Raw genomic sequence first — 13,619 nt, 5'->3', positions numbered from 1 at the left:
CGGCCGCCGCTGGGATAATCTGCCGCTGAACCTCCGCGCGAGAGCGACGGAAGCGACCCAAACAGCCGAACCCTACCCCCCGAACAGGGCCGTCGCGAACGCCTCGCCCGCCGGTCCCGCCGACTTCGGGCCCAGGACGGCGCTGGCCGCCTGGCCCGAGGCCAGCACACGGCCGCCGACCGCGCGAACGTCCTCGATCGTCTGGGCTTCCAGCTGTTCGGTCATCGACAGGCTGGAGCGCGGGGCGCCGAAGATCAGGGTTTGGGCGGCGTTGCGGCCGGCCCGGCTCATCGGGTTTTCGTCCGACATCCACAGGCCGGCCTTCATTACCGCCTTGGCCCGCGACAGCTCCTTTTCGGTGGGGCCGACCTCGGCCAGGGCCCGCACCTCGGCCGCCGAAACCTCGGCCAGTTCTTTCGCCCGATCCGCCGCCGCCCCGGCGTAGATGCCCAGCACGCCCGTATCCTCGTACGGCTCCTGATAGGCGTCGATGGCGTAGGCCAGACCCCGCTCCTCGCGCGCGCTCTGGAACAGGCGCGAGGCCATGCCCCCGCCCAGAATCTCGCCGAACAGCCGCATGGCCGAAAGCGCCGGATCGGTCGCGGACAGGGCCGGCAGTTGGAACACCAGATTGGCCTGTTCGATCTTGCGCGTCAGCTTGGCATGGCCGCCGACGAAGGCGGCCGGCGCGGGCGCATCGGCCGGGGTCGCCACCGCATCGCCGAACCAGCGCTCGGCCAGGGCCAGCAGTTCGGTCTCGTCCACCGCGCCTGAGACCGACACCACCATCCGGTCGGGCGAATACAGCCGCGCGCGCCACGCCTCGACCGACGCCTTGTCGGCCGGCTTCAGGCTGGCGACAGAGCCCAGGATGGGGCGACCCAGCGGCTGTTTGGCGAAGGCGCGCGTCTGCACCATCTCGAACACATGGTCGTCGGGCGTATCGAAAGCCTCGGCGATCTCCTGGGCCACCACGTCCTTCTCGCGCTCGATCTCGGCGGGATCGAGGATGGGCCGGAACACCAGGTCCGACAGGACCTGCATCGCCAGCGGCAGCGAGCCGTCCAGCCCCCGCACCTCGAAGCTGGTCCGCTCATAGCCGGTAGAGGCGTTGATCGTGCCGCCCTCGGCCTCGATCCGTTCGACGATCTCGCGCGCGGCCATGTCGCCGGCGCCTTTGAACACCAGATGTTCCAGCAGGTGCGACCAGCCGGACCGATCCAGCGGCTCCCACCGCGCCCCGCCCTTGACGGTGACGACGACGGCCAGGGTCTTCAGCCCCGGCATCGGATCGCAGATGACGCGAACGCCGTTGGACAGGGTGTGCAGGGAAGTCAGGACTTTAGTCTTTCCTATCGCCGCGCACGCGGTGCGCGGCGGCTTGAGGACCGTCTTTCTTCATTCGACGGCGAAGCAGGGCCACATAGAAACCCGCAAGCGCGATCGCCAGTCCGAACCACGTCAGGGCGTATCCGAAATGGTTGTTGGAAAAGGCCGCAGGCGGCGCGGAGGGCCTGAGCGCCGGGAACTCGGGATTGACGGCGGTGATGGCGAACACGGCCTCAGGCCGGACCGTCCCAGTGACGTTCAGCGCCCTGGCCATCGCCGCCGTGTCGCGGGCGTAGAAGCGGCCGTCGCGCGGCGCCGGGCTCATGGCGCCGGGCTTGTCGAAGGTGCGGAACTCGCCGACCATCACCAGCGGCAGGGTAGTCTCCACCACGCGCGGACGCGCCGTCACGCCGTCGCCGATAAAGCCGCGATCGACCAGCAGGGTGAAATCCGCCCCCGCCGACTTGCACGCCGAGATCAGCCGCACCCCGGCCTCGCCGTCATGGATGCTTTGAAGCTCGACGAAGGGCGCGCTGGCCAGGCCGGGACAGACGATCAACGCCTTCCTGAACTCCAGATTCCCTTCCGCCAGCACCTGCTCCAGCGGCGCGGGCGATTTCGCCGCCGCCGCATCGGCCGCCGCGATCAGCCCTTCCTTCCACTTCAGCCGCTCGACCTGCCACACGCCAAGCCCGATCAGCAGGATCAGGCCCAGCACCGTCAGCACGGTCAGGATCCAGGGGAAACGCTTCATAGATCCTCCTCCGTGTAGCGCAGCGGAACGGGGGAGGGGGACCGCGAAGCGGTGGAGGGGGCGGACCCTCGCACCGAGTCTGGGGTCGCCCCCTCCACCACGCGAGGCGTGGTCCCCCTCCCCCGCTCCGCAGGGGAGGATCCATCCACCTGGTTCCGATATTGCAGGCCGATCATCAGTCCCCGCCCCGGCCGCATCAGGGCCAGCGACAAGGCGACCACCAGCGGCAGCCAGACGATCAGATGCACCCACATGGGCGGATGGTATTTGATTTCGACGAACAGGGCCGAGAAGCCGACGATGAAGCCGGCGATCTGCATGATGAAGCTGGCGGGGTCGTCGCCCGTCTGGATGGTGGAATAGTCCAGACCGCAGGCCGTGCAACCGGGCGCCACCTTCAGAAAGCCCGCGAACAGCGCGCCCTGGCCGCACCGGGGACACCGCCCCCGCAGCGCCCAGCGAACCGGCGTATCGAAAACGACGACGGCGCGGGACGATGGCTCGTCCCGCGCCGCTGCGATGTCTTCAGGGCCGTCTTGGATCAACCGAAGACGACATAGACGAAGGCGAACAGGAACAACCAGACCACGTCCACGAAGTGCCAGTACCAGGCCGCCGCTTCGAAGCCGAAATGCTTCTGAGGGGTGAAGTCGCCCTTCAGCAGGCGGATCAGGCAGACCGCCAGGAAGATGGTGCCGATCAGGACGTGGAAGCCGTGGAAGCCCGTCGCCATGAAGAAGATCGAGCCGTACAGGCCCGAGTTCACGGCCTCTTCGTTGAAGAACAGCTTCTCGTGCAGGATGTGGTTGTACTCATAGGCCTGGACGCAGGTGAACAGCACGCCCAGGGCCACGGTGATGATCAGGGCGATCTTGGCGCCCTTGCGGTCGCCGACCTGGATCGCGTGGTGGGCCCAGGTGACGGTGCAGCCCGACAGCAGCAGGGTCACGGTGTTCAGCAGCGGCAACTGCCACGGCGATAGGACCTCGACGCCCTTCGGCGGCCAGGTCGACCAGGCCTTGGCGGTATCGGCCCAGGTGCCGACTTCTGGCGTCAGCACCCGCGATTCATGGAACAGGGCCATGTCGAAGAACATCCAGAAGAAGGCGACGAAGAACATCACCTCCGACGCGATGAACAGGATCATGCCGTAGCGCAGGCCCAGCGACACGACCGGCGTGTGGTCGCCCGCCTTAGATTCCTTGATGACGTCCGCCCACCAGCAGAAGGCCGAGATCAGCACGCCGGCCAGACCGGCGAAGAAGACGCCCGGCTTGCCTTCGGCCAGGAAGTTGGCGGCGATCGGGCCGCCGTCCGCCGGGGCCAGGCCCTTCATCCAGATCACCGCGCCGATGAACATGATGGTCGCAGCGACCGAGGACACCAGGGGCCAGGGGCTGGGCGCCACCAGGTGGTAGTCGTGCTGCGGAGTGGCGTGGGCGTCAGCCATGAATCGCGTCTCTTCGTCGGCCAGAGTCGGTTGTTATAGCGGCTATAGCGTTCGATTTTCACCGACGCCAGAGCCGTGCCGCTATTCCGCCTTGTTCAAGGCTCTGAACGCCTTGGCCGAAAAGGCCGACAGCGGCTGGGGCAGGTCGTCCAGCGCGAACCAGCCGATCTCCGACAGCTTGTCCGGCTCGGTCAGCGTCGGCTCGCCGGTGAAGTCGCGGGTGACATAGATCAGCGACACCCAGTGCTGGCCGTCGGCGGGAATGATCTCTTCGGCCAGGCACAGGAAATCGACCGCGCCGATCTTGAGCCCGCTCTCCTCTTCGGCCTCGCGTCGCGCGGCGTCGATGGAGCGCTCCATCAGGTCGACCTTGCCGCCGACGATATTCCAGAACCCGGCCTCGGGCGCCTTCAGCCGCTTGCACAGCAACACCCGCCCGTCGGCGTGCTGGATCACCAGGCCGCAGCCGACGCCGGGAAATTCCACGCCCGGCTTCGAAGTCACGCCTTGGGCGCGTCCACGGACGGATAGAAGGTGTAGCTCAGGGTGATGTCGCGCGCGCCCTTGGCCTCACGGTCCGTGGCCAGTTCGGGGGCGATGAAATACTGGACCGGGAACTGGCGCGTCTCGCCCGCCGCCAGCGTCTGGTCGGTGAAGCAGAAGCATTGCAGCTTCTGGAAATACGGCCCCGTCTGCTCGGGCGAGACATTGTAGCTGGCGCGCACCTGGATCGGCTTGTCCGAGGTGTTGGTCACGTCGAAATAGGCCAGGCCCGTCTCGCCGATCCGCACCCGCTGGGTCGACTGTTCGGCGCGGAAGGTCATCGGCACGCCGCGCACATTGGTGTCGAACCGCACCAGGACCGTCTCGTCCAGAACGGTGTCGGAGGCCTTGTCGGCCTTCATCGTCGTGCCGCCGAAACCCGTGACCTGACAGAACATCCGATAGAGCGGCACCGCCGCGAACGCCGCCCCGGTCATGCCCATCACGCCGAAGACGCAGATGATGGCGATCAGATTCTTGCGGCCCGCCTTCATGGTTGGGACGTCTCCACCGCCGTAGCCAGCGCCCGCTCGGCCGCCTGGTTCTGTTGCAGGCGCAGCACCGTGGTGGCGAAGACCAGCACGATGAAGGCCACCAGCGCCGAGGCGATCCAGACGTTGCGACGCTTGCGCGCGCGAAGTTCCTCAGGCGTCAGACGCATGGTTTTACGCTCCCAGACCGGACAGGGCCTCGACCAGCAGCGCCGAGAACAGCGCCATCAGATAGAGGATGGAAAAGGCGAACAGGTCCCGCGCCGGTTTGGCCTGGACCTTGACGTCATACAATGCGGCCTCGCGTCCCACGGCCTCGGCCTTGTCCGGCTCGTCGCCCGCGCGCGAACGATAGAGACGCACCGCCAGTCCCAGGAAACCCAGGCCGCCCGCGACCGACACGACCAGATAGATGATCCCCCCCAGGCCCGCGAAGGCCGGGGCGATCGCGACCGGCACGAAGACCAGGGTGTAGAGCAGGATCTGCAACCGCGTGGACTTGGCGCCCCTGGCCACCGGCATCATCGGAATGCCCGCCTTGGCGTAGTCGCCGGCCGAATAGAGCGCCAGCGCCCAGCTGTGCGGCGGCGTCCACAGGAAGATGATCAGAAACAGCAGCCACGCCTGCCACGGCGCATGGCCCGTCGCCGCCGCCCAGCCGATCACCGGCGGAAAGGCGCCCGCCGCCCCGCCGATGACGATGTTCTGGGGCGTCCGGCGCTTCAGCAGCAGAGTGTAGAAGCCGGCGTAATAGACGATGGTCATGGCCAGCAGACCCGCCGCCAGCCAGTTCGCATTCATCCCCAGCAGCATGACCGAAAACAGGCTCAGGATGACGCCGAAGGCCATGGCGTCGTTCTTGCGCACACGCCCCGCCGCCACCGGCCGGCCGCGCGTGCGCCGCATCAGGGCGTCAGTCTCGCCCTCCAGCGCCATGTTCAGCGCCCCGGCCGCCCCGGCGCCCACGGCGATGCACAGGATGGCGATGGCCGCGACCAGCGGATTGACCGATCCGGGCGCAACGATCAGCCCGGTCGCGGCGGTGAACACCACCAGCGACATCACGCGCGGCTTCAGCAGCTGGAAGAAATCCTCCGGCTGGGCGGTCGAGATGGCGGGGCGGGTCTGAACTTCGGTCATCGGTGAGGGCCGCATAGCATACCCAAATGAAGAAGGCCGCCCCTTCCGACGGAAAGAGCGGCCTTCGATTTCATATCGCTGGAAAGGCTTAGTGCTCTTCCGCCTTGATGACCGGCAGTTCGTTGAACTGGTGGGCCGGGGGCGGCGAGGACAGGGTCCACTCCAGGGTCGTGGCGCCTTCGCCCCACGGATTGGCGACGCCCGGGCGACGACGGATCGCCGCCTCGACCAGCATGATCAGGAAGACGATCACGCCGACGACGGTGACGGCATAGCCGATCGATGAGACGTGGTTCCACAGGGTGAAGGCTTCCGGATAGTCGATGTAGCGACGCGGCATGCCCTGCAGACCCAGGAAGTGCTGCGGGAAGAACACCAGGTTCACGCCCACGAACATGATCCAGAAGTGGGTCGCGCCCAGGAACTCGTTGTACTTCACCCCGAACATCTTCTCGAACCAGTAGTAGAAGCCCGCGAAGATGGCGAAGACGGCGCCTAGCGACAGCACATAGTGGAAGTGCGCCACCACGTAATAGGTGTCGTGGAGGCTGTAATCGATGCCGGCGTTCGACAGGACCACGCCGGTCACGCCGCCGACGGTGAACAGGAAGATGAAGCCGATCGCCCACAGCATGGGCGTCTTGAAGCTGATGGAGCCGCCCCACATGGTGGCGATCCAGCTGAAGATCTTCACGCCCGTCGGCACCGCGATGATCATTGTGGCGGCGATGAAATAGGCGCGCAGATTGATGCTCATGCCGACCGTGTACATGTGGTGGGCCCACACGATGAAGCCGACGAAGCCGATGGCCACCATGGCGTAGGCCATGGCCAAATATCCGAACACCGGCTTGCGGCTGAAGGTCGAGACGATGTGGCTGATGATGCCGAAGCCCGGCAGGATCAGGATGTACACTTCCGGGTGACCGAAGAACCAGAACAGGTGCTGGTACATGATCGGGTCGCCGCCGCCGGCGGGATCGAAGAAGTGGGTGTGGAAGTTGCGGTCCGTCAGCAGCATGGTGATGGCGCCGGCCAGCACGGGCAGCGACAGCAGCAGCAGGAAGGCGGTGATCAGCACCGACCAGGCGAACAGCGGCATCCGGTGAAGCGTCATGCCCGGCGCGCGCATGTTCAGGATGGTGGTGATGAAGTTGATCGCGCCCAGGATCGAGCTGGCGCCCGCAACGTGCAGGGCGAAGATGGCCAGATCGAAGGCGGGGCCGACGTGGCCCGTGGTCGATAGCGGCGGATAGGCCGTCCAGCCTCCGCCGAAGCCCTTGCCCGGTCCGCCGTCGGTGAACATCGACAGGATCAGCAGGCACCAGGCGGCGACCAGCAGCCAGAACGAGATGTTGTTCATGCGCGGGAAGGCCATGTCCGGCGCGCCGATCATGATCGGCACGAACCAGTTGCCGAAGCCGCCGATCATGGCGGGCATGACCATGAAGAAGATCATGATCAGGGCGTGGGCCGTCACGACGGCGTTATAGCCGTGCTTGGACTGCTCCACGAGACCCAGCAGCTGGATGGACGAGCCTTCCTTGAAGATCTGGATGCCCGGCTCGGCCAGTTCCCAGCGGATCAGACCGGACAGGGCGCCGCCCACGATGCCCGCCATGATGGCGAACATCAGATACAGGGTGCCGATGTCCTTGTGGTTGGTGGACAGGAACCAGCGGGTGAAGAAGCCCAGCTTGTGGTCGTGATGGTGGTCGTCGTGAGCGTGACCGATGTGGGTCGCGTCGCGGGTAACGGTAGCGTCAGCCATGTGTCTCTGTTCGCCTCTTACTGGGCGGCCGGCGCGGCGGACGCCGCGGCGGGAACGGGTTGGTCGGCGGTGGCGCCGACGGGGGCGGCGACCGGGGTCGCGGCGTCGGCGGCGGGCGCAGGCGCGGCTGCGACCGGAGCGGCGGCTGCGGCGGGCGCGGCGACCTTGGGCGTCATCGAACCGCCCTTGGAGGCGATCCACTGTTCGAACTGGGCCTGGGTCACGACCCGGATCTCCAGCGGCATGAAGGCGTGGTCGACGCCGCACAGTTCCGAGCACTGGCCATAGAAGACGCCGGTGCGCTCGGCCTTGAACCAGGTGGTATTGATGCGGCCGGGAACGGCGTCGGTCTTCAGGCCGAACGCCGGCAGGGCGACGGCGTGGATGACGTCCGAGGCGGTGATGACCAGCTGGACCGTCTTGCCGACCGGCACGACCATCGGCTCGGTCGCGGCCAGGCGATAGGGCACGCCCTTGGCCTTGGCTTCCTCTTCCGGGAGCATGTTGGAGATGTATTCCGCGACGCCTTGGTCCGGATACTCATAGGCCCAGTTCCACTGGTTGCCGGTCACCTTCACCGTCAGGTCCGGCGACGGCATGTCGTGATAGGCGAACAGCAGGCGGAACGAGAACAGGGAGATGAAGACCAGGATCAGCACCGGCAGCACGGTCCAGATGATCTCGATCGTGGTGTTGTGGCTCCAGCGCGCAGGCGTCGGATTGGCCTTCTTGTTGTAGCGGAACACGATCCACGCCAGCAGGCCCAGCACCAGCAGGGTGATGGCCGTGATGATCGGCATCAGGATCACGTCGTGGAAGAAGTGCGCATCATGCTTCAGCGGCGACGCCGCCGGTTGCAGCGTGATGCCGCCCGGGGTCGGCTGACCCATCAGGTCCTGCGCCCACGTCGGCGCCGCAGCGAACATCGCCAGTCCGGCGCCCAGAACGATGGAGGACGCGCAAGTCGCGGCCTGCTTCAACGTCCCTTGGGCTCGCTTGCCCATCCGCATATGAGACTTCCCCATAAAACCGTTATGCAGCAGATACTTGCGAATGGCTCGCAAGAGATCACGCTGGCGCGATTCCCACGCCCGGCGTTCTCGGTCACCTATCGGATCGCTTTCGGCTTGCCAAGCGATCAACGGCGCCCACGCCGCAAAGCCGCCTTCAGCCGGCCTCGATTAAATCGCTGTCATGTTTCGATAGCTACCTTGCGTCACAAGATACCTTGCCGTAGTCAATGGTCATCAACGGGAGAGCCGAGGTGCCAGAAACTATCGAGATACAGCTGAAGAAGGGCGTGTTGGGGCTTTGCGTCCTGGCCCTTCTGAACCGGGCGGACAGCTACGCCTACGAGATCGCCAGCCGTTTGTCGGACGCGATCGATATGGGGGAAGGCACGATCTACCCCCTGATGCGCCGCATGCAGTCCGAAGGACAGGTCGAGACCTATCTGGTCGAATCCTCCGCCGGGCCGTCACGCAAATACTATCGACTGACCGAAGCGGGCCGGGGGGCCCTCGCCGCCCAGACTGCCGAATGGTCCGCCTTCACCAAGGCCGTCGACGCCATCGTGGCGAACGACGCCGATCAGGGAGCCGCTCAATGACGCGCGCCGAATTCATCGATCGTCTGAAGGAAGGCCTCGTCGGCCTGCCGACCACGACCGCCAACGACATCATAGCCGACTATCAGACCCACTTCGACGACGGCATCGCCGCCGGCCGCACCGAGGCCGAGGTCGCCTCCGCGCTCGGCGATCCGGTCCGCCTGGCTCGCGAACTGAAAGCCGAAGCCGGCATCCAGCGCTGGCATCAGGAGAAGAACCCCTCCGCCGCCGCCGGCGCCGTCTTTGCGGTCCTGGGCCTGGGGGCGCTGGACATCCTGATCCTTCTGCCCCTGCTGATGGGCGTGATCGGGACCGTGTTCGGCTTCTTCCTCGCCGCCATCGGCCTGTTCATCGCAGGCGGCGTGATCATGGTCGCGGGCCCCTTCGCCGGCTTCCCCGGCGGGCCGTTCGCGGCGATCCTGATGGGGCTGGGCCTGATGGCCGGCGCCGTCTTCATCGGCGCCCTGCTGACCATCTTCACCATCTGGCTGGTCAACGGCGTCGTCTGGTTCGCCCGCCTGCACTACCGCCTGCTGAAGCCGGCGCTTGAGCCGACCAGCGTTCAATCCACCTCGACCTCGGGAGCTTCGGCATGATCCGCACCCTGTTCATCATCGCCGGCGCCGCCCTGGTGCTGTGCTTGGTCACCGTCGGCGGCGCGCTGGCGATCGGCGGCCACGACCTCCAGCGCCACGGCTGGGCCTGGACCATCAAGGACCAGGACGGTGAGACCATCCGCTTCGAGCGGGTCAAGGGCGGCGGGACCGACGATCTCGGCCCTCTGACCACCCGCACCCTGCCCTGGACCGGCGGCGAGACCCTGACCGTCGATTCCAGCATCGACGTCGACTATGTCCAGGGTGACGCCAACACCGTCGTCATCACCGGCCCCAAGGGTCTGACCGACCGGGTCCGTCTGGTCGACGGCCGCCTCGATCTGGGCGACGGCGACGAGCGGGTCGTGTTCGGCTGGGACAACGGCAACTTCTCCGCCCGCTCCGAGCGCGACGAACTGAAGGTCGTCATCACCGCGCCCAAGGTGAACCGCTTCAACACCAAGGGTTCGGGCGACCTGCAGATCACCGGCTATGACCAGCCGTCGCTGACGCTCGACATCGCCGGCTCGGCCGAGGTCACCGCCTCGGGTCGCACCGACGAGCTGAAGCTGGACATCGCCGGCTCGGGCGATGCGTCCCTCGGCGATCTGGCGACCCGCGACGCCTGGGTGGACGTCGCCGGCTCCGGCGACGCCCGCATCGCCCCGACCGGCGACGTCAAAGTCGCCATCGCCGGCTCCGGCGACGTGGCCCTGGCCACCCGCCCCGCCAACCTGAACAGCACGGTCTCCGGCTCCGGCGACGTCTATCAGGACTGACGGTCACAACGACCACCGTGGAAAGGGGCTGGGTTCACCAGCCCCTTTTTCTTTCGTCATCCTCCGGCAAGCCGCTTGCGGCGCAGACCGGGGGACCCAGCGGCGCCGAAGGCGATGCTTCTGCTGCACTCTCGTTAAACAGGGATTGCTCGACAGGTTCGCGCTGCCGCGCGCCGCTGGGTCCCCCGGTCTCGCTGTGCTCGCCGGAGGATGACGAAAGAAGGGGTCACGCCTTCACCCCTCGGGCCCTACGCGCTAAGTCAGCCGGCATGACTTTCGCTCCCCTCCCCGACGCCGGCGACAACTGGGTCGATCGGCATGCGCCGGAGGGGCTGAAGCCGTGGTTGAAGCTGGGGCGGTTCGATCGGCCCATCGGCATCTGGTTGCTGCTGCTGCCCGGCTGGCAGGGGATCGCCCTGGCCTTGGCGCAGTATCGGCAGGCGCCGGGTCTCTATGATCTGTGGCTGTTTATCGGCTTCGGCATCGGCGCTTGTCTGATGCGAGCGGCGGGGTGCGCCTTCAACGATATCGTCGATCGGGATTTCGACGCCCAGGTCGCCCGCACCGCCCAGCGCCCCATTCCGTCCGGCCGCATCTCGGTCAAGCAGGCCTGGGCCTTCGTCGTCGCTTGCAGCCTAATCAGCCTTTTGATCCTGCTGACCCTGCCGACCGTCGCCATTCTGCTGGGCGTCGGATCGCTGGGCCTGGTTGCGGCCTATCCCTTCATGAAGCGGATCACCTGGTGGCCCCAGGCCTGGCTGGGCCTGACGTTCAACTGGGGCGCCCTGATGGGGTTCGCCGCCGCCCTGCCCTTGGCGGCGGCCGGCTTGCTGCTGCCCGCCGATCTCGCCGGCGAGTTCCAGCCCTTCCTGTGGTCGCCCGCCGGCAGCAGCGGTCATGCGATCGCCCTGGCGTGGCAGGCCTATATTCCCGCCGTCCTGCTATGGATCGGCGGCGTCTTCTGGACGCTGGGCTATGACACCCTCTACGCGCTTCAGGACATCGAGGACGACGCCATGATCGGGGTGAAATCCTCGGCCCGCCGCCTGGCCTCGGCCGTGCGGCCGGGCGTAGCGGTCTTCTATGGTCTGACCGTAATCCTTGCCGCCCTGACCGGCATCGCGGCAGGGCTTGGTCTGCTGTTCTGGATCGGCCTGATCGCCTACGCCGTCCATCTGGCGTGTCAGGTCATCCGGCTGGACCGCAACGACGGCGCCCTGGCGCTGAAACTGTTCAAGTCCAATCGCGAGGCCGGCCTGATCCTGCTGGCCGCCATCGCGCTTGGCTCGATCCCCCTGTGATCCCCCGATGATGGAGTTTCCCATGTCGCGCACCGCCCGCACCCTGCTGTTGTCCGCTGCTGTCGCCGCCACGCTTTGTGCATCTCTGTCCGCCTGCCAGCGCAAGGAAGACAAGGCCCAGGCGCCGGCCGCGCCGGCTCCAGCCGCGGCGCCCGCCGTGTCGAACACTCCCGTCGGCTATGACAGCAAGACCCCCTACGCCGCCGTCAAACTGACCCTGCCCCAGACGATCAAGACCACGCCCGCCCTGCACGCCGCCCTCTATGCCGACACCGTGCGCGACCTGAAGCAGTTCGAGGAAGGCGCCCAGGCCGATCTCAGCGAGGCCGGCGGCGGCCCGAACCCTTATGAAAAGACCACCGCCTTCGCACCCGGCGCCGAGACCGGAAAGCTGGTCAGCCTGGCGCGCACCGATTTCGAGTTCACCGGCGGCGCCCATCCCAACACCAGCTTCGACGCCGTGATCTGGGACAAGACGACCAACAAGCGGCTGGGCTTCGCCGATCTGTTCCGGCCGGGCGCCGACCTGTCGGTTCTGGACAAGGCCCTGTGCGCCGCCGCCAACGCCGCCAAACAGGCCCGCTCGCCGGGCTCGGAGGCCGCGACCCTGGACGGCAAGATGTGGACCTGCCCCAAGGCCGTCTCGACCCCGTTCGTCCTGACGCCGGGCTCGACGCCGGGCAAGGCGGGCGGCGTGACCTTCCTGATGGGGCCGTACCAGATCGGCCCCTATTCGGACGGCCCCTACTGGATCGCCCTGCCGCAGAGCGTCTTCCGCGCCCTGCTCAACCCCGCCTACGCCGACCAGTTCGACGGCGCCCCGGTCAAGGCCGGCGACGTGACGCCGAAGAACGGCTGATTCAATCCTCCCCCGTTTCCGGGGGAGGATCTTCAAGGCTCACTTCGCCAGAAACGTGTCGATCAGTTCGGCGAACCGCTCGGGCTGATCGGCCATGATGAAGTGTCGGGAGCCATCGACGCGGATCAGGGTCACGCCGGGCAAGGCTGCATACTCTCGCGTCCACATCGCATCGGCCATCGCCGCCGGCGCGCCGCCGTCGGCATCGGCGGCGTAAAGCGCCGTCACCGGCGTCGTCATGGCCGCCAGCCCCGGCCGCGCATCGGTGGTCATCACATCCTTCATCGCCGAGGCCATCGCATGACGGTCGGTCGCCAGCGACCACGCCACGATCCGCGCCTGTTCCGACGGGGTGCGCGACAGGCCCTGCGCCATCGCCTCCTGCTGGGTGCGGAAGCTCGCCGTGTCTGCTGACAGGATCATGCTGGCCGCCTGATCCGCGAAAGGCTTTGCGCTCTCTGGCGTCGCCGTCGGCCCGAACATGGCGCTGTAGAAGGGCAGCGAGTCGACCGTCATCACCCGCCCGACCAGATCCGGCTGCTGTTGCGCCAGCAGAAGTCCGCTCAGACCGCCCATCGAATGGCCGATCACCGCGGGCCGATCCAGCCGCGCCTGGCGGATGTAGCGCGCCAGTTCATCCACCTCGGGCTGGACGAAGGCGCCGTCGCCGTGCGCCCAGGGTTCGCCGGCGAACCCGGCCAACTGCACCAGATGCACGCGGTGCGTCGCCTTCAGCCGATCCGCTGTCGCGCGCCACACTTCACGCGAAGACGCCAGTCCGGGGATCAGGATCACGTCAGGGCCTTGGCCCACCACCTCGACCGACAGCCGGTCGGAGGTGAAGGGCGCGGCGGCGGACGCCACAGGGGGCGCGGCTTGGGCGCGGGCCTGATCGCTGGCCACAGCGCAGGCGATCACGACGCCCAGGATGACGGCAAGGCGCGACGGGGCGAAGACGCCCCGGCAAGGGCGAATGAAGTTCGACATTACAGTCTCC

16 protein-coding genes are annotated in these 13,619 nt (G+C 67.0%); 5 read left to right on the top strand and 11 right to left on the bottom strand.

Translation table 11 applies throughout. The features are described 5' to 3' along the window. Positions 1-72 precede the first annotated feature (72 nt). The 10 genes from VH88_RS02005 to coxB all read right to left on the bottom strand — a co-directional run bounded on the left by VH88_RS02005 (position 73) and on the right by coxB (position 8,503). Complete coding sequence (locus tag VH88_RS02005; RefSeq protein WP_045809761.1) at positions 73-1,287, bottom strand: pitrilysin family protein; 1,215 nt, start codon at positions 1,285-1,287, stop codon at positions 73-75. Positions 1,288-1,342: 55 nt separating this feature from the next. Continuing rightward, the gene (locus tag VH88_RS02000; RefSeq protein ID WP_045809760.1) at positions 1,343-2,083 is read right to left on the bottom strand and encodes an SURF1 family protein; all 741 of its coding nucleotides are present in this window, start codon (positions 2,081-2,083) and stop codon (positions 1,343-1,345) included. Then, positions 2,080-2,628 (bottom strand): DUF983 domain-containing protein, encoded by a 549-nt coding sequence (locus tag VH88_RS16670; protein ID WP_045809759.1) that lies wholly within the window; start codon positions 2,626-2,628, stop codon positions 2,080-2,082. Before VH88_RS16670 ends, VH88_RS02000 begins: the two co-directional genes overlap by 4 nt. Continuing rightward, positions 2,625-3,533 (bottom strand): cytochrome c oxidase subunit 3, encoded by a 909-nt coding sequence (locus VH88_RS01990; protein WP_045809758.1) that lies wholly within the window; start codon positions 3,531-3,533, stop codon positions 2,625-2,627. The genes VH88_RS16670 and VH88_RS01990 overlap by 4 nt, the downstream gene beginning before the upstream one ends. An 81-nt stretch (positions 3,534-3,614) precedes the next feature. Next, positions 3,615-4,019: an NUDIX domain-containing protein gene (locus tag VH88_RS01985; protein WP_156146726.1), complete on the bottom strand. Its 405-nt coding sequence runs from the start codon at positions 4,017-4,019 to the stop codon at positions 3,615-3,617. Between the two features lie 14 nt (positions 4,020-4,033). Then, on the bottom strand, positions 4,034-4,570 hold the full coding sequence (locus tag VH88_RS01980) for a cytochrome c oxidase assembly protein (protein ID WP_045809756.1): 537 nt from the start codon (positions 4,568-4,570) through the stop codon (positions 4,034-4,036). Further along, entirely contained in the window at positions 4,567-4,737 is a 171-nt protein-coding gene (locus VH88_RS16210) for a hypothetical protein (RefSeq protein WP_017505721.1), read from the bottom strand. Before VH88_RS16210 ends, VH88_RS01980 begins: the two co-directional genes overlap by 4 nt. A gap of 4 nt (positions 4,738-4,741) precedes the next feature. Continuing rightward, positions 4,742-5,707 carry a heme o synthase gene (gene cyoE, locus VH88_RS01975; RefSeq protein ID WP_039244888.1) on the bottom strand — a complete coding sequence of 322 codons (966 nt, stop codon included), beginning with the start codon at positions 5,705-5,707 and terminating at the stop codon, positions 4,742-4,744. Positions 5,708-5,795: 88 nt separating this feature from the next. Further along, positions 5,796-7,478, bottom strand: a complete 1,683-nt coding sequence (gene ctaD, locus VH88_RS01970; RefSeq protein WP_017505719.1) for a cytochrome c oxidase subunit I — start codon at positions 7,476-7,478, stop codon at positions 5,796-5,798. A 17-nt stretch (positions 7,479-7,495) separates the two neighbouring features. Continuing rightward, a complete protein-coding gene (gene coxB / locus VH88_RS01965) occupies positions 7,496-8,503 on the bottom strand; it encodes a cytochrome c oxidase subunit II (RefSeq protein ID WP_369796241.1) in 1,008 nt (335 codons plus the stop codon). Positions 8,504-8,742: 239 nt separating this feature from the next. On the opposite strand from coxB, the gene VH88_RS01960 reads away from it, so the two are divergent. From VH88_RS01960 to VH88_RS01940, 5 genes are all read left to right on the top strand, one after another. Further along, entirely contained in the window at positions 8,743-9,087 is a 345-nt protein-coding gene (locus VH88_RS01960) for a PadR family transcriptional regulator (RefSeq protein WP_039244893.1), read from the top strand. Continuing rightward, positions 9,084-9,683: a DUF1700 domain-containing protein gene (locus VH88_RS01955; protein WP_045809754.1), complete on the top strand. Its 600-nt coding sequence runs from the start codon at positions 9,084-9,086 to the stop codon at positions 9,681-9,683. The genes VH88_RS01960 and VH88_RS01955 overlap by 4 nt, the downstream gene beginning before the upstream one ends. Beyond that, a complete protein-coding gene (locus VH88_RS01950; RefSeq protein ID WP_045809753.1) occupies positions 9,680-10,462 on the top strand; it encodes a GIN domain-containing protein in 783 nt (260 codons plus the stop codon). Before VH88_RS01955 ends, VH88_RS01950 begins: the two co-directional genes overlap by 4 nt. 269 nt (positions 10,463-10,731) lie before the next feature. After that, positions 10,732-11,763: a UbiA family prenyltransferase gene (locus tag VH88_RS01945; protein ID WP_045809752.1), complete on the top strand. Its 1,032-nt coding sequence runs from the start codon at positions 10,732-10,734 to the stop codon at positions 11,761-11,763. A gap of 22 nt (positions 11,764-11,785) precedes the next feature. Then, positions 11,786-12,622: a DUF3298 and DUF4163 domain-containing protein gene (locus VH88_RS01940; protein WP_045809886.1), complete on the top strand. Its 837-nt coding sequence runs from the start codon at positions 11,786-11,788 to the stop codon at positions 12,620-12,622. 39 nt (positions 12,623-12,661) lie between these two features. On the opposite strand, the gene VH88_RS01935 is transcribed toward VH88_RS01940, so the two are convergent. Beyond that, positions 12,662-13,609, bottom strand: a complete 948-nt coding sequence (locus VH88_RS01935) for an alpha/beta fold hydrolase (RefSeq protein ID WP_045809751.1) — start codon at positions 13,607-13,609, stop codon at positions 12,662-12,664. Positions 13,610-13,619: the final 10 nt, after the last annotated feature.

The organism is Brevundimonas sp. KM4, from assembly GCF_000964075.1.
GTDB classification, from domain to species: Bacteria; Pseudomonadota; Alphaproteobacteria; order Caulobacterales; family Caulobacteraceae; genus Brevundimonas; species Brevundimonas huaxiensis.
The sequence above is the reverse complement of the archived record's forward strand: the minus strand, read 5'-3'. Positions and strand labels throughout refer to the sequence as shown.